Source organism: Streptomyces composti (genome assembly GCF_012034205.1).
In the GTDB taxonomy this organism is placed as follows: domain Bacteria; phylum Actinomycetota; class Actinomycetes; order Streptomycetales; family Streptomycetaceae; genus Streptomyces; species Streptomyces composti.
Genome location: NZ_JAATEM010000030.1, coordinates 73453 through 91509, shown reverse-complemented (window position 1 = coordinate 91509; position 18057 = coordinate 73453). Strand labels below are relative to the sequence as shown.

At 71.3% G+C, this 18057-nt stretch carries 13 protein-coding genes and 2 pseudogenes; 9 read left to right on the top strand and 6 right to left on the bottom strand.

Annotation, left to right across the window (positions count from 1 at the left end; all coding sequences use genetic code 11):
- Positions 1-31: 31 nt before the first annotated feature.
- Both HCJ93_RS23385 and HCJ93_RS23380 read right to left on the bottom strand, forming a co-directional pair.
- Positions 32-361: a nuclear transport factor 2 family protein gene (locus HCJ93_RS23385; RefSeq protein ID WP_167997761.1), complete on the bottom strand. Its 330-nt coding sequence runs from the start codon at positions 359-361 to the stop codon at positions 32-34.
- 14 nt (positions 362-375) lie between these two features.
- On the bottom strand, positions 376-1131 hold the full coding sequence (locus tag HCJ93_RS23380) for an SDR family oxidoreductase (RefSeq protein ID WP_167997760.1): 756 nt from the start codon (positions 1129-1131) through the stop codon (positions 376-378).
- Positions 1132-1195: 64 nt separating this feature from the next.
- Here HCJ93_RS23380 and HCJ93_RS23375 point away from each other — a divergent pair, with 64 nt between their 5' ends.
- Positions 1196-1879, top strand: coding sequence for a TetR/AcrR family transcriptional regulator (locus HCJ93_RS23375; RefSeq protein WP_167997759.1), 684 nt, complete (start codon positions 1196-1198; stop codon positions 1877-1879).
- 425 nt (positions 1880-2304) lie between these two features.
- Positions 2305-2472: pseudogene (locus HCJ93_RS23370) on the top strand (bifunctional DNA-formamidopyrimidine glycosylase/DNA-(apurinic or apyrimidinic site) lyase); the annotation flags it as partial.
- Positions 2473-2706: 234 nt separating this feature from the next.
- Here HCJ93_RS23370 and HCJ93_RS23365 read toward each other — a convergent pair.
- The gene (locus tag HCJ93_RS23365; RefSeq protein WP_373563606.1) at positions 2707-4035 is read right to left on the bottom strand and encodes a CAP domain-containing protein; all 1329 of its coding nucleotides are present in this window, start codon (positions 4033-4035) and stop codon (positions 2707-2709) included.
- A 415-nt stretch (positions 4036-4450) separates the two neighbouring features.
- Here HCJ93_RS23365 and HCJ93_RS23360 point away from each other — a divergent pair, with 415 nt between their 5' ends.
- From HCJ93_RS23360 to HCJ93_RS23340, 4 genes are all read left to right on the top strand, one after another.
- Positions 4451-4732 (top strand): acylphosphatase, encoded by a 282-nt coding sequence (locus tag HCJ93_RS23360; RefSeq protein ID WP_167997758.1) that lies wholly within the window; start codon positions 4451-4453, stop codon positions 4730-4732.
- Positions 4733-5110: 378 nt separating this feature from the next.
- Entirely contained in the window at positions 5111-5314 is a 204-nt protein-coding gene (locus tag HCJ93_RS23350; protein ID WP_167997757.1) for a hypothetical protein, read from the top strand.
- 259 nt (positions 5315-5573) lie between these two features.
- Positions 5574-9158 carry a chromosome segregation protein SMC gene (gene smc, locus HCJ93_RS23345; protein WP_167997756.1) on the top strand — a complete coding sequence of 1195 codons (3585 nt, stop codon included), beginning with the start codon at positions 5574-5576 and terminating at the stop codon, positions 9156-9158.
- 219 nt (positions 9159-9377) lie between these two features.
- Positions 9378-10796 carry a sugar porter family MFS transporter gene (locus HCJ93_RS23340; RefSeq protein WP_167997755.1) on the top strand — a complete coding sequence of 473 codons (1419 nt, stop codon included), beginning with the start codon at positions 9378-9380 and terminating at the stop codon, positions 10794-10796.
- A gap of 128 nt (positions 10797-10924) precedes the next feature.
- Here HCJ93_RS23340 and HCJ93_RS23335 read toward each other — a convergent pair.
- Positions 10925-11892: pseudogene (locus HCJ93_RS23335) on the bottom strand (LLM class flavin-dependent oxidoreductase).
- Between the two features lie 187 nt (positions 11893-12079).
- Positions 12080-13573 (bottom strand): transcriptional repressor NsdA, encoded by a 1494-nt coding sequence (nsdA, locus tag HCJ93_RS23330; protein WP_167997754.1) that lies wholly within the window; start codon positions 13571-13573, stop codon positions 12080-12082.
- 446 nt (positions 13574-14019) lie between these two features.
- On the opposite strand from nsdA, the gene HCJ93_RS23325 reads away from it, so the two are divergent.
- A complete protein-coding gene (locus tag HCJ93_RS23325) occupies positions 14020-14685 on the top strand; it encodes a bifunctional DNA primase/polymerase (RefSeq protein WP_167997753.1) in 666 nt (221 codons plus the stop codon).
- A 211-nt stretch (positions 14686-14896) separates the two neighbouring features.
- Here the strand turns inward: HCJ93_RS23325 and ftsY are convergent, their stop codons facing one another.
- The gene (gene ftsY, locus HCJ93_RS23320) at positions 14897-16102 is read right to left on the bottom strand and encodes a signal recognition particle-docking protein FtsY (protein WP_167997752.1); all 1206 of its coding nucleotides are present in this window, start codon (positions 16100-16102) and stop codon (positions 14897-14899) included.
- 341 nt (positions 16103-16443) lie between these two features.
- Between ftsY and HCJ93_RS23315 the strand changes: the two genes are divergently transcribed.
- Both HCJ93_RS23315 and HCJ93_RS23310 read left to right on the top strand, forming a co-directional pair.
- Entirely contained in the window at positions 16444-17718 is a 1275-nt protein-coding gene (locus HCJ93_RS23315; protein ID WP_167997751.1) for an ammonium transporter, read from the top strand.
- Entirely contained in the window at positions 17715-18053 is a 339-nt protein-coding gene (locus HCJ93_RS23310; RefSeq protein WP_167997750.1) for a P-II family nitrogen regulator, read from the top strand. Before HCJ93_RS23315 ends, HCJ93_RS23310 begins: the two co-directional genes overlap by 4 nt.
- The last annotated feature ends 4 nt before the right edge of the window (positions 18054-18057 follow it).

Sequence of the window (18057 nt, the reverse complement as noted above, 5' to 3'; positions counted from 1 at the left end):
AGACGCCCGCTCGAGGTGCGAAGAAGCGTTCTCAGCCCTCGCGGATGGTCATCTTCGCGAGCTTGTCGCCTGCGATGTCGAAGATGAACGTGGAGCGTCCGTTGGCGTAGTTCGAACGCCAGTCGCCGACGACGGTGATCGTGCTGCCCGCGACGTCGACCTCCTCGACGGCGAGCGTGCCGCGCGCCCCGATGAACTCCTTGTCGCTCCATCGTTTGATCTCGTCGCGTCCTGTGAACACACGGCCCCAGTCGTCGACCGCGCCGTCCGGGGTGAACGCTCCGAGGAACGCCGTCTCGTCGTGTCGGTTGACGGCGTCGATGAACGACGACACGGGCTCGGGGATCGTCAGGTCCGTCATCTCATCCCTCCCTGTCAGCGAGTGGTGTAGCCGCCGTTGGCGAAGATCGTCTGCCCGGTGATCCACCAGCCCTCGGTCGCGAGGAAGCGCACGATGGGTGCGATGTCCTCGATCTTGGTCAGCTGGTTCCCCATGCCCTGCGACTTGTGGAACTCGACCCGCTCAGGGGTCTCCTGCCCGTAGAAGAACGGGGTGTCCATCGGCCCCGGCGCGATCGCGGTGACCGAGATGCCCCGCTCAGCGAACTCCTTCGCCGCTGCACGAGTGAAGTGCTCCACAGGGGACTTGCCGCCGGCATAGGTCGAGTACCCGTCGGTGAACGCCGCGAGCAGCGAGGTGACGATCGTGATGACCTTCCCGCCGTCGGCGAGCTTCCTGCCGGCCTCCTTGATGAAGAAGTACGCGGCCTTGGAGTTGATGTCGAACATCGAGTCGTACTCGTCTTCAGTCGTCTCGACGATCGGCTTGCGCAGGACCTTGCCGACCGTGTTCACGGCGACGTCGATCTTCCCGATCGCCGCCTCCGCATCGGCGAACAGTCGCTCGACGTTGGCCGGGACGGTGAGATCACCCTGGAACATCGCGCCCTTGACCCCGGCGGCCTCGACAGCGGCAAGGGTCCGCTCAGCGTCCGGGCGCGTCGAATCGGAGTTGTAGTGGATCGCGACGTTCGCCCCGGCCTCGGCCGCCTGGCGGGCGATCAGGCCGCCGAGGTTCTTCGCGCCCGCGGCGATGAGGACGTTCTTTCCTGCGAGAGTGTGCTCGGTCATCGTGCTTCCTCTGTGTCACCAGTATGTATCAATGTAGCGTGGCTACACACGGTACTATAGCGACATGATGGAGATGGCGTCGAGTGATACACGGGAGAGGCTGATCTCCGCTGCCGCTGACCTCATCGCCGCCTCGCCCGGCGAGGACTTCTCCCTGCGCGCGGTATGCGACGCGGTGGGCGTGAAGATGCCGACCCTGTACCACTTCTTCGGCTCCAAGCAGGGGTTGATCGACGCCGTCGTCGAGCACGGCTTCGACCTCTACCTCGGCGAGAAGGCGGCGATGGAGTCCTCAGGAGACCCGATCCAGGACATACGGGCCGGATGGGATGCCCACGTCGCATTCGGCCTGACCAACCCGGGCTTCTACACCCTCATGTACGGCAAGGTCAGCCCGGGTCACTCGCCCGCCGGCCAGTCGAGAGCGAACGAGATACTGAAAGGGCTCACCGCGCGGGCCGCTGATCAGGGTCGCCTGGCGGTGTCGCCGGATCAGGCCGCAGCCCATGTCCTCGTCTCGAACATCGGCGTCACCCTGCGCCAGATCATGCTTGCGCAGCCGGACCCGGAGCTGAGCCACGCTGTGCGCGAGGGAGTGGTGGCGGCGATCACCGGCACGGCGACCGGACAGGGAGACGCCCTCAACGCGGCGATCGAGGTTGCCGCTGCACATCCACACATCCTGGGCGCCACCGAGACTCAGCTGCTCGTCGAATGGCTGGGCAAGTTGAGCAGGGAAGTCTCCTGACCGCCCGCATTGATCGAGAGGCGAGCGCCCGTTCGACTCCACGGAGCTTTTCCATGGACAACGCACTCAAGTGCAGCTCACGGGCGCATCAGCGTCGGACTACGCCGGATCTCCACGAGTTCGCAAGGTGACATCGATAGTACGAAGGTTGGCGCGATCCGCAACTAGCTCGAGATAGTCGACGGTGTTCTAGCGCTCAAGTACGTCATTGGCTACCAGGATATCCAGGTCGCTTGAGGTCTGGAGAGGCCTGACAGGTTCGGATGATGGTCTCGGAAGCGGTCAGAGACGTGCAGGTCAGGAATCGATACGCTGGTTCTCGACCTGCTTGGCTTCGGCCGCTTCCAAGTGCGAGTCGGCTCTTCACGTGAATGGTCAGTCGAGTGACAACTCGACAGGCCATTCGTGAACGTTACAAACGTATCGAGTCCGGCTACTTCGACCGCTCCCTGGACGCCTACGGCCGCGAGAACCTCCCGTGCCGCCGCTGCGGCACCCCCATCCGCCGCCGCCCCTGGATGAACCGCTCCAGCTACTACTGCCCCAGGTGCCAGCGCCCGCCGCGACCCGTGCGCGGGCCGGCGCCGCGCTGACTTTCGGGGCTCCTGCGGCTCACTCAGGGGCTCAGCCGCCCGGTGGCCGCACGTGCCGGTACGCCCGCCCTGCACCCGCGCAGAAAGGCCCTGTGAGGCCCCGTGCGCGCGTCGACGGCCCCGCGGCGGGGGAGGGGCCCGGAGACGGCCCAGGGGGCCGGAGCCAGGTCCTACGACCCTCCCGGAACACCCGGAACTCCCGGGGCCCCAGGGCCTCGAACGGCTCTCTCCGGCTCAGTAGCCGAAGTTCTGGGTCCACCAAGGGCCGCCGGGGCCGAAGTGGACGCCGACGCCGAGGGTCTTGAAGTCGCAGTTGAGGATGTTGGCCCGGTGGCCGGGGCTGTCCATCCAGGCCTGCATCACGGCGGCGGCGTCGGCCTGGCCGCGGGCTATGTTCTCGCCGCCCAGGTCGGCTATGCCGGCCCGCTCCGCGCGGTCCCACGGGGTGGCGCCGTCGGGATCGGTGTGGTCGAAGAAGCCCCGCTTGGCCATGTCCTCGCTGAACGCCGCGGCGAGGTCCGCCAGCTCCTGGCTCGGGGTGACCGGGCGGCAGCCCGCCTTGGCCCGCTCCTGGTTGACCAGCGCCAGTACCTGCGCGGCGGCTGCCTGTTCCGACGCCGAGGCGGCGCCCTTCCGGGCCCCGCGCTCGGAGTTGCCCGGTTTGTCGGGGGCCGCCGTCGCGCCGCCGGCCGCCTCCTCCGTCTCCGGCTTCTTCTCCGGCGTCTCGGCGCGGTCCTCCTTCTCCGGCGTCTCGGTGGGCGCCGCCTCGGAGGTGGACGGGGCCGGGGCCGGGGAGGTGGCGCGCTGTCCGTCGCGGCTCGCCTGGCTGCCCGTCTCGCGTCCCGGGGTCTCCAGGCTGCCGCCCGACGCACCGCCCTGCTCGGTGGGCGTGCTGGTGGGCGCGTCGCCCGCCTGGACGCTGTCGCTGGGCGAGCTGTCCCCGCCGAGCTTGTAGTTCTCGAGGCCCGGAACGGCACCCGTGGCGACCGCCACCGTGCCGAAGGCGACGGCGGCGGAGACGCCGAGCAGGCCGCTGCGGACGGGCGTCGGCGCCTTCTTCTTGCGGCGCCGGTGGGCGCTGCCGCGCGCGGTGCCGCCCCCGGGCGGGAAGCCCTCGTCCCGCAGGGGCGTGCTGCGGAAGGCGCCGCCGGTGAAGTCCCGGCTGGTGAAGCTGCTCTTGGAGGGCCCGGGCCGGGAGCGGAAGGTGTCCGAGGGGTCCGAAGCCGAGACGCTGCCGGCCCAGCCACCGTCGTCGAGGCTGCCGAGATCCAGGACCTCGGTGGCGGCGGCCGACCGGTCGTACGCGTAGGTGTCGCCGGGGAATCCGTGCCCGGGGAGATCGCCGGGGGCCGCGAGGCCGGCCCACGGGTAGGCGTCACCGGCGTAGCCGCCCGTCGGCAGGCCGTCGCCGGTGGCGTACGGGTAGCCGTCGGCCGCGGGGAATCCGTGCCCGGCGGTGCCGGTGCCGGCGAAGCCGTCCGCCGCGGGGGCGCCGCCGGTGAAGCCGCCCTGCGTCGGGGCGGAGGGGGAGGCGACGTCGGGCGGGAAGTCCTCGCCGGTCAGGACGGCCGTGGCGGTTTCGGCCCCGGTGCCCTGCGATCCGTCGTCGGTGGCGAAGAGATAGGCCTCGCTCTTCGCGTACGTCTCGGCGTACGCCTCCGGGTTCAGGTACGGCGCGATGCCCATCGTGGGCGCCGACTCGTCCGGCAGGGCGGTCAGCGGGTCGTGGCCGCCGCCCGGCATGCCGTCGTGGTGAGTGACCCCCGTGGCGCGGCCCCTGGCGGCGCGGCCGGCGTCGGAGCGTCGGTGGCGTCCCATGTTCTGGCCTTCCTCGTCCTTGTGGTCGCTCGTCCTCGCGATCGACACAAAACTCACACGATCGAGTGAGTTTCATATGAGATTCATTGGGTCGGGACGGTACCGCATGGCGCGAGGGGACGGAGTGCCCGGTGTGACATTGTCCGGTTAGGTTGCAGACATGAGCGAGGATGTGCGACTGGTCGCCTGGGTGCGCGGCCATGTCCAAGGAGTGGGTTTCCGCTGGTTCACGCGCGCCAAGGCGCTGGAGATCGGCGGCCTGAGCGGTTTCGCCCTCAACCTGGAGGACGGGCGCGTCCAGGTGGTGGCCGAGGGTCCCCGTGCCCGCTGTGGACGTCTCCTCGCCTGGCTCCAGACCGGCGACACGCCCGGGCGCGTGGAGGGAGTCACAGAGATCTGGGACACACCGCGCGGGGGTTACGACGGCTTCGCCATCCGCTGATTCCAGGGGCGCGGAGGGGGTCCGGTGAGGGGCGCGGGGCCTTCACACCGCCTCCGCACCACGGAAAAGTGCTGGTGATGGCCGAGGGGAGCCTGCCCCGGGCGGCTCGGGCCGCCAGGACGACCGTCACGCCCCGAGGGCCCGCGGGAGTCGCGGCACCGCCGATCACGGCCGTGCGCACCCGGTTGTCCGCCAATACGGGGCGTGATCGTGTTGACCGTCAAACTTTTTGGTGAGACGCTGAAAGCCCCGCGCACCTTAGCTGTTTGGCATGGCTGAACGGCAGCACAACTCCAGGCCTGTCAAGCAACCGCGGGTGCGAATCCCTCACGACCCACACCGCATCGGTCGGTCACTCATTGTGGAGGACCATCCATCATGGCAAAGGCGCTTCTCGGTTACGTCGGCGGCTCCGACCCTCGACTCCTCGCCGAGATGCGACGGCTCCAGCAGCGCGTCCAGGACCTGGAATCCGAGCTCGTACGCATCCAGGCCGAGAACGACGCACTGACGGCTGCCGCTTCTCACGACAGGATCGTGGAGAGCGTTGACGCGAACCAGGCGGAGCCTGCGCTCACCTGATCACCGTACCGCTTCACATCGGCACAGTGATCGGGTCGCCCGTCACAACCGCCACGCTGTTCAGAAGTGCAAGGGACGCCCCGGCGTCCCTTCTTTTTGCCTCCCGAGCCCTCGGTAGCCCCCGGCGCCGCCCGCATCGGCGACCTGGTTGTCCCGCGCATCCTTTCACCCTCTTCAACGTCTGGTCTGCCCTGGACGTTCACCGGTGAAACCGCGCGTTCATGGAGTGAGACTTCGCCGCCCGGTAGAGTCCGGCGGCGTGCACCTCAAGGCCCTGACCCTCCGCGGCTTCAAGTCGTTCGCCTCGGCGACCACGCTCCGGTTCGAGCCGGGCATCACATGCGTCGTCGGACCGAACGGCTCGGGCAAGTCCAACGTCGTGGACGCGCTCAGCTGGGTCATGGGCGAGCAGGGCGCCAAGTCCCTGCGCGGCGGCAAGATGGAGGACGTCATCTTCGCCGGCACCACCGGCCGCCCCCCGCTGGGCCGGGCCGAGGTGTCCCTCACCATCGACAACTCCGACGGCGCGCTGCCCATCGACTACTCCGAAGTCACCATCACGCGGATCATGTTCCGCAACGGCGGCAGCGAGTACCAGATCAACGGCGACACCTGCCGGCTGCTGGACATCCAGGAGCTGCTCTCCGACTCCGGCATCGGCCGCGAGATGCACGTCATCGTCGGGCAGGGCCAGCTCGACTCGGTGCTGCACGCCGACCCGATGGGCCGCCGCGCCTTCATCGAGGAGGCGGCCGGCGTCCTCAAGCACCGCAAGCGCAAGGAGAAGGCGCTGCGCAAGCTGGACGCGATGCAGGCCAACCTGGCCCGCGTCCAGGACCTCACCGACGAGCTGCGCCGCCAGCTCAAGCCGCTGGGCCGCCAGGCCGCCGTCGCCCGCAAGGCCGCCGTCATCCAGGCCGACCTGCGCGACGCCCGTCTGCGCCTGCTCGCCGACGACCTGGTACGGCTGCGTGAGGCGCTCAAGGCGGAGATCGCCGACGAGGCGGCCCTGAAGGAGCGCAAGGAAGCCACCGAGCAGGAGCTGAGGAAGGCACTGCAGCGCGAGGCCCTGCTCGAGGACGAGGTGCGCCGCCTCGCCCCGCGGCTGCAGAACGCCCAGCAGACCTGGTACGAGCTGTCCCGGCTCGCCGAACGCGTGCGCGGCACGATCTCGCTGGCCGACGCCCGGGTGAAGAGCGCCACCTCCGCGCCCCCCGAGGAGCGGCGCGGCCGTGACCCCGAGGAGCTGGAGCGCGAGGCCGCCCGCATCCGCGAGCAGGAGGCCGAACTGGAGGCGGCCCTGGAGGCGGCCGAACGCGCCCTTGAGGACACCGTCGCGCACCGCGCCGAACTGGAGCGCGAACTCGCCCAGGAGGAGCGGCGCCTGAAGGACGCCGCCCGGGCCATCGCCGACCGCCGCGAGGGCCTCGCCCGGCTCAAGGGCCAGGTCGGCGCCGCCCGTTCCCGCGCCGCGGCCGCCCAGGCCGAGATCGAACGCCTGGCCGCCGCCCGCGACGAGGCCCAGGAACGGGCCGTCGCCGCCCAGGAGGAGTACGAGACGCTCAAGGCCGAGGTCGACGGCCTCGACGCGGGTGACGCGGAACTCGCCGGACAGCACGAGGCGGCCAAGCGGCGCCTCGCCGAGGCCGAGACGGCCCTGACCGAGGCCCGGGAGGCGCTCGGCGACGCCGAACGCCGGCGCGCCGCCACCCAGGCCCGCCACGAGGCACTGGCCATGGGCCTGCGCCGCAAGGACGGCACCGGCGCGCTGCTGCAGGCGAAGGACCGGCTCACCGGCCTGCTGGGCCCCGCCGCGGAACTGCTCACCGTCACCCCGGGCTACGAGGTCCCGCTGGCCGCCGCCTTCGGTGCCGCGGCGGACGCCCTGGCGGTCACCTCGCCGTCCGCGGCGGCCGACGCCATCCGCCTGCTGCGCAAGCAGGACGGCGGTCGCGCGGCGCTGCTCGTCGCGAGGGAGCCGTCGGAGCCCGGCCCGGCGGCAGCGGAGCACGGACCGGCCGCCGCCGAGGGACTCCCCGCCACCGCACGCCCGGCCGCACGCCTGGTCAGCGGCCCCTCCGACCTGATGCCGGCCGTCCACCGGCTGCTGCGGGACATCGTCGTGGTCGCCACGCTCGAGGACGCCGAGGACCTGGTCTACCGCCATCCGCAGCTGACCGCCGTCACCGCCGAGGGCGACCTGCTGGGCGCCCACTTCGCCCAGGGCGGCTCCGCCGGGGCCCCCAGCCTGCTGGAGGTGCAGGCCTCCGTGGACGAGGCCGCCGCCGAGCTTCAGGAGCTGGCCGTGGGCTGCGAGGAGCTCGCGCGGGAGCAGCAGGCGGCGGCCGAGCGGCGGGCCCGGGCGGCCGCCGAGGTCGAGGAGCTCGGCGAACGCCGCCGGGCCGCCGACCGGGAGAAGTCGGCCGTGGCCCAGCAGCTCGGCCGGCTCGCCGGACAGGCCCGGGGCGCCGCGGGCGAGGCGGAGCGCTCCGCCGCCGCGGCCGCCCGCGCCCAGGAGGCCCTGGACAAGGCCCTGGCCGAGGTCGAGGAGCTCGCCGAACGCCTCGCCGTCGCCGAGGAGATGCCGATCGAGGAGGAACCCGACACCTCCCGGCGCGACCGGCTCGCGGCGGACGGGGCCAACGCCCGGCAGACCGAGATGGAGGCCCGCCTCCAGCTGCGCACCCACGAGGAGCGGGTCAAGGCGCTGGCCGGCCGCGCCGACGCCCTCGACCGGGCCGCCCGCGCGGAGCGCGAGGCGCGCGCCCGGGCCGAGCAGCGCAGGGCCCGGATGCGCCACGAGGCCGCGGTGGCCGAGGCGGTCGCCGCCGGGGCCCGGCAGCTGCTGGCGCATGTGGAGGTCTCCCTCGCCCGCGCCGAGGAGGAGCGGGCCGCCGCCGAGGCCGCCAAGGCCCAGCGCGAGCAGGAACTCGCCCGCGCCAGGACCGAGGGGCGCGATCTGAAGGCGGAACTCGACAAGTTGACGGATTCGGTTCACCGCGGGGAGGTACTCGGCGCCGAGAAGCGGCTGCGGATCGAGCAGCTGGAGACCAAGGCGCTGGAGGAACTGGGTGTCGAACCGGCCGTGCTGGTGGAGGAGTACGGCCCGCATCAGCCGGTGCCGCCCTCGCCCCCCGCCGAGGGGGAGCAGCTGCCGGAGGACCCGGAGCATCCGCGCAACCAGCCCCGCCCCTTCGTCCGGGCCGAGCAGGAGAAGCGCCTGAAGGCGGCCGAGCGTGCCTACCAGCAGCTCGGCAAGGTGAACCCGCTCGCCCTGGAGGAGTTCGCCGCGCTGGAGGAACGCCATCAGTTCCTCAGCGAGCAGCTGGAGGACCTGAAGAAGACCCGCGCGGACCTGCTCCAGGTCGTCAAGGAGGTCGACGAACGCGTCGAGCAGGTCTTCACCGAGGCCTACCGGGACACCGCGCGGGAGTTCGAAGGGGTGTTCTCCCGGCTCTTCCCGGGCGGCGAGGGACGTCTGGTGCTGACCGACCCCGACAACATGCTCACCACGGGCGTGGACGTCGAGGCGCGTCCGCCGGGCAAGAAGGTCAAGCGGCTCAGCCTGCTCTCCGGCGGCGAGCGGTCGCTGACCGCCGTCGCCCTGCTGGTGTCGATCTTCAAGGCGCGCCCCAGCCCGTTCTATGTCATGGACGAGGTCGAGGCGGCCCTCGACGACACCAACCTCCAGCGGCTGATCCGGATCATGCAGGAGCTCCAGGAGACCTCGCAGCTGATCGTGATCACGCACCAGAAGCGCACCATGGAGGTCGCCGACGCGCTCTACGGCGTCTCCATGCAGGGCGACGGCGTCTCCAAGGTCATCAGCCAGCGGCTGCGCTAGGACGACCGGCCCGCGACCGGCCCGCGGTCGGCCCACGCGTGCCCGCGCCTGCGCTGCATCGACCCTGGATCTTCAAACATTGAACGCATGGCTGACAGTGGGCTGTCAGTCACCTGTCTTCTTGCTCACAATTTCCGCTTCCTTCGCGGTATTGACTTCAAAACTTGAAGGCATAGTCTCTGCAACGTTGCTTTTACATTCAGGTAGTCAGGTGGACCCGTGACCAGCACAGCGCAGACCCGGGCGACAGGCGCCGCCCAGGCTCAGCCCGATCACCTCGGGCATGTCATCTTCATCGCGGCGGCGGCTGCCATGGGCGGCTTCCTCTTCGGCTACGACAGCTCCGTGATCAACGGCGCCGTCGAGGCCGTCCGGGACCGGTACGACATCGGCTCCGCAGCCCTCGCCCAGGTCATCGCCATCGCCCTGATCGGCTGCGCCGTCGGTGCGGCGACCGCCGGGCGGATAGCCGACCGCATCGGACGCATCCGGTGCATGCAGATCGCGGCCGTGCTGTTCACGGTCAGCGCCGTCGGCTCCGCCCTGCCGTTCACGCTGTACGACCTCGCCTTCTGGCGCGTGGTCGGCGGCTTCGCGATCGGCATGGCCTCCGTCATCGGCCCCGCCTACATCGCTGAGGTCGCCCCGCCCGCCTACCGCGGCCGCCTCGGCTCCTTCCAGCAGGCCGCGATCGTGGTCGGCATCGCCGTCTCCCAGCTGGTCAACTGGGGCATCCTGAACGCCGCCGACGGCGACCAGCGCGGTGAGCTGCTCGGCCTGGAGGCCTGGCAGCTGATGCTCGGCGTCATGGTGATCCCGGCCGTCCTGTACGGCCTGCTCTCCTTCGCCATCCCCGAGTCGCCCCGCTACCTGATCTCCGTCGGCAAGCGCGAGCGCGCCCGGGAGATCCTCGCCGAGGTCGAGGGCACCGAGACCGACCTCGACGCCCGCGTCACCGAGATCGAGACCGGCATGCGCCGCGAGGAGAAGTCCAGCTTCAAGGACCTGCTCGGCGGCAGCTTCTTCTTCAAGCCGATCGTCTGGGTCGGCATCGGCCTGTCGGTCTTCCAGCAGTTCGTCGGCATCAACGTCGCGTTCTACTACTCCTCGACGCTGTGGCAGTCGGTCGGCGTCGACCCGACGGACTCGTTCTTCTACTCGTTCACCACGTCGATCATCAACATCGTCGGCACCGTGATCGCGATGATCTTCGTGGACCGGATCGGCCGCAGGCCGCTGGCGATCATCGGCTCGGTCGGCATGGTGATCGGCCTCGCCCTGGAGGCCTGGGCGTTCTCCTTTGACCTGGTCGGCGGCAAGCTCCCGGAGACCCAGGGCTGGGTCGCCCTGATCGCCGCCCATGTGTTCGTGCTCTTCTTCGCCCTGTCGTGGGGTGTGGTCGTCTGGGTCATGCTCGGCGAGATGTTCCCCAACCGGATCCGCGCCGCCGCGCTCGGCGTCGCCGCCGCCGCGCAGTGGATCGCCAACTGGGCCATCACCGCGAGCTTCCCGTCGCTGGCCGACTGGAACCTGTCCGTCACCTACGTGATCTACACCGCCTTCGCCGCGCTCTCCATCCCGTTCGTCCTGAAGTTCGTCAAGGAGACGAAGGGCAAGAGGCTGGAGGAGATGGGCTGACGCCCCCCGCAGGACCCGAGGAGGGGGCTCAAGTCCCCGCTGCCCCACTCCTCGTACCCCCCACCACCGCCCCGGCCGGGCTCCGCCCGCCGGGGCGGTGCCCTGTCCACGGGCGCCGGAACCAGGGGTCAGCCGTCCGTCCGCGGCAGCGCCCGTTCGGCGAACAACCGCAGGCTCCGCCACCCCTCGTCCACCGGCATCCCGCCGGCCGGCGGGATGCAGCACACAGGACCCGCGCTCCAGCGCCAGGCACTCCTCGGGTGTGACGATCCGGTACACCCCCCTCCGCGCGCAGCTCCTGCACCGTCGCCGCGGTCGGCGGCACCGCCGAACGAGCCCCGGACGGCTGCCAGGAGGCGTAGGTCCGCGCCTCGTGCGAAAGTGCCGGCCGTGGCGCGCCCAGGCCTGCTCGGGGTCCTCCGCAGAGACGCAGCAGCGACGTCTCTGCGGACGGCATCCTCATCCAGCCGCTGGTGCCGTACTCCTCGAGCCGCGCCTTGCAGCAGGGCTCGAGCTCCGGCAGATGCGCGCTGGGGAAGAACGGCAGCTGGAACCGCGCGGCGGGCGGCGGCCCGTGACGAGCCGCCCACCGGCAGCGGCGGATGCGGCTTCGAGTACGGGCGCGGCGTGACGCGCACCGCGCACCCGCGGTAGGTGACCTCTTCCCCGGTCGAGGCCCTCAGCAGCGTGTCCAGCAACTCGACCTGGAGCCGGCCGCGCTCGGCGCAGGGCACCCCGGCCCGCTCGTACTCCTCCGGGCGGTAGCCGATCCCGGCCACGGTGACCAGCCGGCCGCCGCTGAGCAGATCCAGCACCGCGATCTCCTCGGCCGGCCGCAGCGGGTCGTACAGCGGGCCGATCGTCGCGGAGACGGTGACGGTCAGCCGCCGCGCCGCACCGAGCACGGCGCCCGCGAAGGCGAAGGGGGCGGGCAGCCGGCCGTCGGCACTCCGTGGTGCTCCTCCGTCTGCACCGTGGTGATTCCGCGATCGTCCGCCTGCACCGCCATCTCCAGCGCGGCCCGGTAGCGGGCGGAGAGCTCGGCAGGGGCCGCGCCGGGAGTGGCCGGATGGAACCGTACGACCGTGGCGGGCATCCTCTTCGTCCCCCTCCACCACCGAGCCGCCGACGGAGCGAACCATGGCTGACGCTCCGTCAGACCGTCAGGGCGAAGGCAGCCGGCCACGGCCGGCCTTCCGAATGACTGGCATGGGGGAGCCGAGTCGGGCAGTTCGGGAGGGCCGGCCGCGGCCGGGGTCTGTAGGGGGCCGCGGGCGGCGGCCTCAGACCGCCTCGGCGGTCTCGGGCAGCTCGGCCGCGAGCCGCTCCGTGAGGTCGACGACCTCGGCCACGCCCCCGAAGTCGCGGACCGCGTTGTCCACGGTCTTTCTGATACGGGTGTTGACGCGTTCCGACCGCACCTTCTTGGCGGCCTTGATGGCCTCGGTGGCCAGCGCCGCACCCTGCTCCGGCTCGCGCTGCAGCAGGTGCACGGTCGCCATGCCGATCAGATTGAGGGCGTAACTGCGCTGGTGCTCGCCGTCCCGGGCGAACAGCTCCACCGCCCGCTGCATCAGCGGCTCGGCCAGCGAGGCGTAGGTCGGGCTGCGGCCCGCCACATAGGCGAGGTCGCGGAAGGAGTGGCTGTTCTCCCCGTAGAGCTCGGCCTCGGAGAAGAACGTGATCCAGTCGGGGTCCGGCTCGTCCCACTCGTCGGCCTCGGCGAAGGTGTCCTCGGCCATCCGCACCGCCCGCTTGCAGCGGCCCGGCTGGCCCATGTTGGCGTAGGCGCGGGCCTCCATCGCATACAGCATCGACTGGGTGCGCGGGCTTGCGCAGTCCCGGCTGCCGTACTGGGCGAGATGGATGAGCTCCAGGGCGTCCTCGGGGCGGCCGAGGTGGATCATCTGGCGGCTCATGTTGGACAGGATGTAGGAGCCGAGCGGCCGGTCGCCCGCCTCCTTGGCGGCGTGCAGGGCGAGCACGAAGTACTTCTGCGCCGTGGGCTGGAGCCCCACGTCGTACGACATCCAGCCGGCCAGCTCGGCCAGTTCGGCGGCGACCTTGAACAGGCGGCGGGTGGTGGCCTCCGGCTGCGGCTCCTGGAGCAGGTCGGACACCTCGTGCAGCTGCCCGACGACCGCCTTGCGGCGCAGGCCGCCGCCGCACTGGGCGTCCCACTTGCGGAACATCACCGTGGTCGTCTCCAGCAGGTCCAGCTCCGGCTTGGACAGCCGGCCGCGGCCGCGGCCGGGGGAGGAGGCCGGCTCCGGCTCGGGGTGCTGCTGCGGGGCGGACGGCGTGGGGACGAGCCAGCGCTGCATGGGCTCGATGAGGGACGGGCCCGCGGAGAGGGCGAGCGAGCTCCCGAGGAAGCCGCGCCGCGCCAGCATCAGGTCGCTGCGCGAGAACTCGCTGAGCAGGGCCACGGTCTGCGGGCCCGTCCACGGCAGGTCGACGCCGGTCGCGGAGGGTGAGGGGCGCGAGTTGCGCAGCCCCAGGTCCTCCACGGAGACGACGACGCCGAAGCGTTCGGAGAACAGCTCCGACAGGATCCTGGGGATCGGCTCGCGCGGGTTCTCCCCGTCCAGCCAGCGGCGCACACGGGAGGTGTCGGTGGAGATGTGGTTGGCGCCCAACTGGCGTGCTCTGCGGTTGACCTGACGGGCCAGCTCGCCCTTGGACCAGCCGCTGCGGACGAACCACGAGGTGAGAAGCTCGTTCGGGCGTTTCTCCGCACTCGCAGCGCTCGATCCGCCACCGCCGTTGCCGCTCACTGGAACGCCCCCATCCCTGAAGACCACTTGCCGCCGAGTGCGCCAAGCCCTATCAGAATGCCGGTTGTCGGGGCCGCCCGTCCGGCGGTTGTCACCCTTCGAACGGAAAGCCGAGTTGCCTCCGGCATACCCACGAGTGCATGTGCCCCAAGAAGCCGTGCACTCAACGTAATCTCACGATCACCCGTCCAGCCATGGCGAATGCGTAATCGCCACCATTCGCCACCCCTTTGTATGAACTCAAGGTCGTCGGCACGCGATTCACTTGACATAGGGCGGTCAGGAGTGGATGCAGGGGCGCAAGCGGGGGCGCGCGGAGTCCGGCTCACCACCTCTGGCGCGTCGAGGCGCCCGCTGAACCGAGCGGCGCGGGGAAGCCGCGAACGGAGAGTCACACTCTCTGTCCGCTGCGTAACCACCGGTGTGTCGGACCCGTTGGAGGGGGCATGGGCTTCACGATCGGCATCAGTCGGGGCATCCGCGACATCCGGTCCGGCTCGCGCCGCCGGAGCCGTCCATCGGACGGCACCGCAGCGGCGGAGTACACCGGGCTGTGGGGCTGGGACGTGGTGCCGGGCGCCCGCGCCACCGCCGGGGTCTGCTCCTGCGGCCGGACGGACTGCCGGGCGCCGGGGGCGCATCCGCTGGACTTCGCGCCGGTGATCCCCGCCGGGGCCACGCTGGACGAGGTGACCGCCGTGTGGGCCGAGTTCCCCGGCGCCTCGCTGATGCTCCCGGCCGGCCGGGCCTTCGACGTCCTGGAGTTGGCCGAGTCCGCCGGGCGGCACGCCCTGGCCCGGCTCGAGCGCATGGGACTGCCGGTCGGACCGGTGGCCGCCACCCCCGACGGACGCGCCCAGTTCCTCGTCGCCCCCGGCGCCGCCGACGCCCTGCCCGAGCTGCTGTACCGCATGGGCTGGGACGCCCCGGCCGCCCTCGGCCTGCGCGGCCTCGGCCTGGGTGCGTACATCACGGCCCCGCCCTCCGACCGCGGCGGACTCGGCCCGGTCCGCTGGCTGCGCCCGCCCGCCCTCGACTCCGCCACCCGCCCCCCGCAGGCCCGCCTCCTCCTCGGCACCCTGGCCTACGTGGCCCACCGGTCGCGGGCGTAGCGGCCCTCTCCGCACCGGCCCGCGCGTCCTCGCCGGTCCAGGCGTCCTCGTCGGCCCGCGCAATCCCGTGCCTCTCGGTGCCCGCCTGCGCGTGCCGGACACGGCGAAGCGCCCGTCCCCGGAGGTCCGGGAGCGGGCGCTTCCTTCGCGGTGAGCGTTTCCTTCGCTGTACGTGGCCGTGGGGCTCGGCGGGGATCCGTCCCCGGCGGACTCAGTCCCCGAGGAGCGCGTCCACGAAGGCCTCCGGCTCGAAGGGGGCCAGGTCGTCGGCGCCCTCGCCGAGGCCGACCAGCTTGACCGGGACACCCAGCTCGCGCTGGACCGAGATCACGATGCCGCCCTTGGCGGTGCCGTCCAGCTTGGTCAGCACGATGCCGGTGATGTCGACGACCTCGGCGAAGACCCGGGCCTGCACCAGGCCGTTCTGACCGGTGGTGGCGTCCAGCACCAGCAGCACCTCGTCCAGCGGGGCGTGCTTCTCCACCACCCGCTTGACCTTGCCGAGCTCGTCCATGAGGCCGGTCTTGGTGTGCAGCCGGCCCGCGGTGTCGATGAGCACGGCGTCGGCGGACATCTCGATGCCCTCCTTGACCGCGTCGAACGCCACGGAGGCCGGGTCGCCGCCCTCGGGGCCGCGCACGGTGTGCGCGCCCACCCGCTCGCCCCAGGTCTGCAGCTGGTCGGCGGCGGCCGCGCGGAAGGTGTCGGCGGCGCCGAGGACCACGGTGTTGCCGTCGGCCACCAGGACCCGGGCGAGCTTGCCGGTGGTGGTGGTCTTGCCGGTGCCGTTGACGCCGACGACCATCACGATGCCGGGGCAGCCGGCCTCGTTCTCGGTGTGCACGGTGCGGTCCATGTCGGGACCGACCAGCTTGATCAGCTCCTCGCGCAGCAGGCCGCGCAGCTCCTCGGGAGTGCGGGTGCCCAGCACCTTGACCCGCTCGCGCAGCCGCTCCACCAGCTCCTGCGTCGGCTGCACGCCGACGTCGGCGGTGAGCAGGGTGTCCTCGATCTCCTCCCAGGTGTCCTCGTCGAGGTGCTCGCGGGACAGCAGGGTGAGCAGGCCCTTGCCCAGGGCGTTCTGCGAACGGGAGAGCCGGGCGCGCAGCCGGACCAGCCGGCCCGCGGTGGGCTCCGGGATCTCGACGGGCGGAGCCTCGGGGGCGGGCGGCTCCTCGACGGTGACGGGAGCACCGCCGCCGTCCGGAAGATCAACCTCCTCGATGGTGCGCCGCGGTTCCTCCCGCGGCGTCTCGGCCTCGTCGCCGACGTGCGGCTCGGCGGGAGGGGCGGTGATGTCGGGCGTGGCGGGCGGCGGCGGAGGCAGCGGCTTCTTGCGCCGGCTGCCGACGATGAGCCCGCCGAGCGCGCCGAGCACGACCACGGCGATGACTACAGCAAGGATGACGATGTCCATAACGCGTCCAGTATGGACCGGGCCCCCGACCGGCCCGCCGGTGCACGCGCGGCCCTCTCGCCGGGGTCACCTGCCCGCCCGGGCCTCTCCCCGAGGTCCCCGAGCGGCGCGACGGAGCGCTCCCGCACCCGTGGTCGTGAATCGGACAGCCCCAATGGCCGACCCGGGCCGCGCGCGGAAGCTGGTTTCACCTCGCCGTAACGCGGTCGCGGCGTTCGTCACATCGCGGAAACATCTCTGCGCGCTGGGTGAAACCGGCCTGAGCCAATCTCCTGAGCACAGTCGGCCCACCGCCCCCAGGCATCCGCACAGGGCCGTTCCGCCAGAAGGAGTCTCAGGCCTTGAATGTTGGAGATACCGCATTTGTCCTGATCAGCGCCGCGCTGGTCATGCTGATGACGCCGGGCCTCGCCCTCTTCTACGGGGGCATGGTCCGCACCAAGAGCACGCTGAACATGCTCATGATGTCCTTCGTCTCGCTGGGCGTCGTCAGCGTCCTGTGGGTGCTCTACGGATACTCGCTCGCGTTCAGCGGTGACGTCGGCGGCTTTGTAGGCAACCTCGACCTGCTCGGCCTGGACGGCATCACCGGCGACAGCGCGATGGAGAACTTCGCCGGCCGGGACATCCCGGTCTTCGCCTTCGTGCTGTTCCAGATGCTGTTCGCCATCCTCACCCCCGCCCTGATGAGCGGTGCGCTCGCCGACCGCGTGAAGTTCGGCTCGTGGGTGGTCTTCATCGCCCTGTGGGTCACCCTCGTCTACTTCCCGGTCGCCCACTGGGTGTGGGGCGGCGGCTGGCTCGCCGAACTCGACCCGGCGATCATCGACTTCGCGGGCGGTACCGCGGTCCACATCAACGCCGGCATCGGCGCCCTGGCGGCGGTCCTCGTGGTCGGCAAGCGGATCGGGTTCAAGAAGGACCCCATGCGCCCGCACAACCTGCCGCTGGTCCTGCTCGGCACCGCGCTGCTGTGGTTCGGCTGGTTCGGCTTCAACGCGGGCTCCGAGCTCGCCGCCGACGGCACCGCGGCCAGCATGGCCCTGAACACCCAGGTCGCCACCGGTGCCGCGGTGCTCGGCTGGCTCATCTACGAGCGGATCCGCCACGGTGCCTTCACCACGCTCGGCGCCTGCTCCGGAGCCATCGCGGGCCTGGTCGCCATCACCCCCGCGGGCGGCAACGTCAACGTGCTGGGCGCGCTGCTCATCGGTGTCGTCGCCGGCGCGGTCTGCTCCTGGGCCGTCAGCCTCAAGTACAAGCTCGGCTACGACGACTCGCTCGACGTCGTCGGCGTCCACTTCGTGGGCGGTGTGATCGGCACCCTGATGGTGGGCTTCCTCGCCATCGACGGGGTCGGCGGCTGGGACCAGTTCGTCTCGCAGGCCATCGGTGCCCTCTCGGTCATGGGCTACACCTTCGTGGTGACGTTCGTCCTCGCCTTCCTGATCCAGAAGACCATCGGGTTCCGGGCGAGCGAGGACGACGAGGTCGCCGGTCTCGACCAGGCCGCACACGCCGAGACCGCATACGACTTCAGCGGTGCCGGCGGCGGCAGCGCCCGCACCGCCACCGCCCCCGTCGCCCCGGCCGAGTCCAAGAAGGTGGACGCATGAAGCTCATCACCGCCGTCGTGAAGCCGCATCGGCTCGACGAGATCAAGGAGGCCCTGCAGGCCTTCGGCGTACACGGTCTGACCGTCACCGAGGCCAGCGGCTACGGCCGCCAGCGCGGCCACACCGAGGTCTACCGGGGCGCCGAGTACACCGTCGACCTGGTGCCCAAGGTCCGCATCGAGGTGCTGGTCGAGGACGACGACGCCGAACAGCTCATCGAGGTGATCGTCAAGGCGGCCCGCACCGGAAAGATCGGTGACGGCAAGGTCTGGTCCGTCCCGGTCGAGACGGCCGTGCGGGTCAGGACCGGCGAGCGCGGCCCCGACGCGCTCTGACACA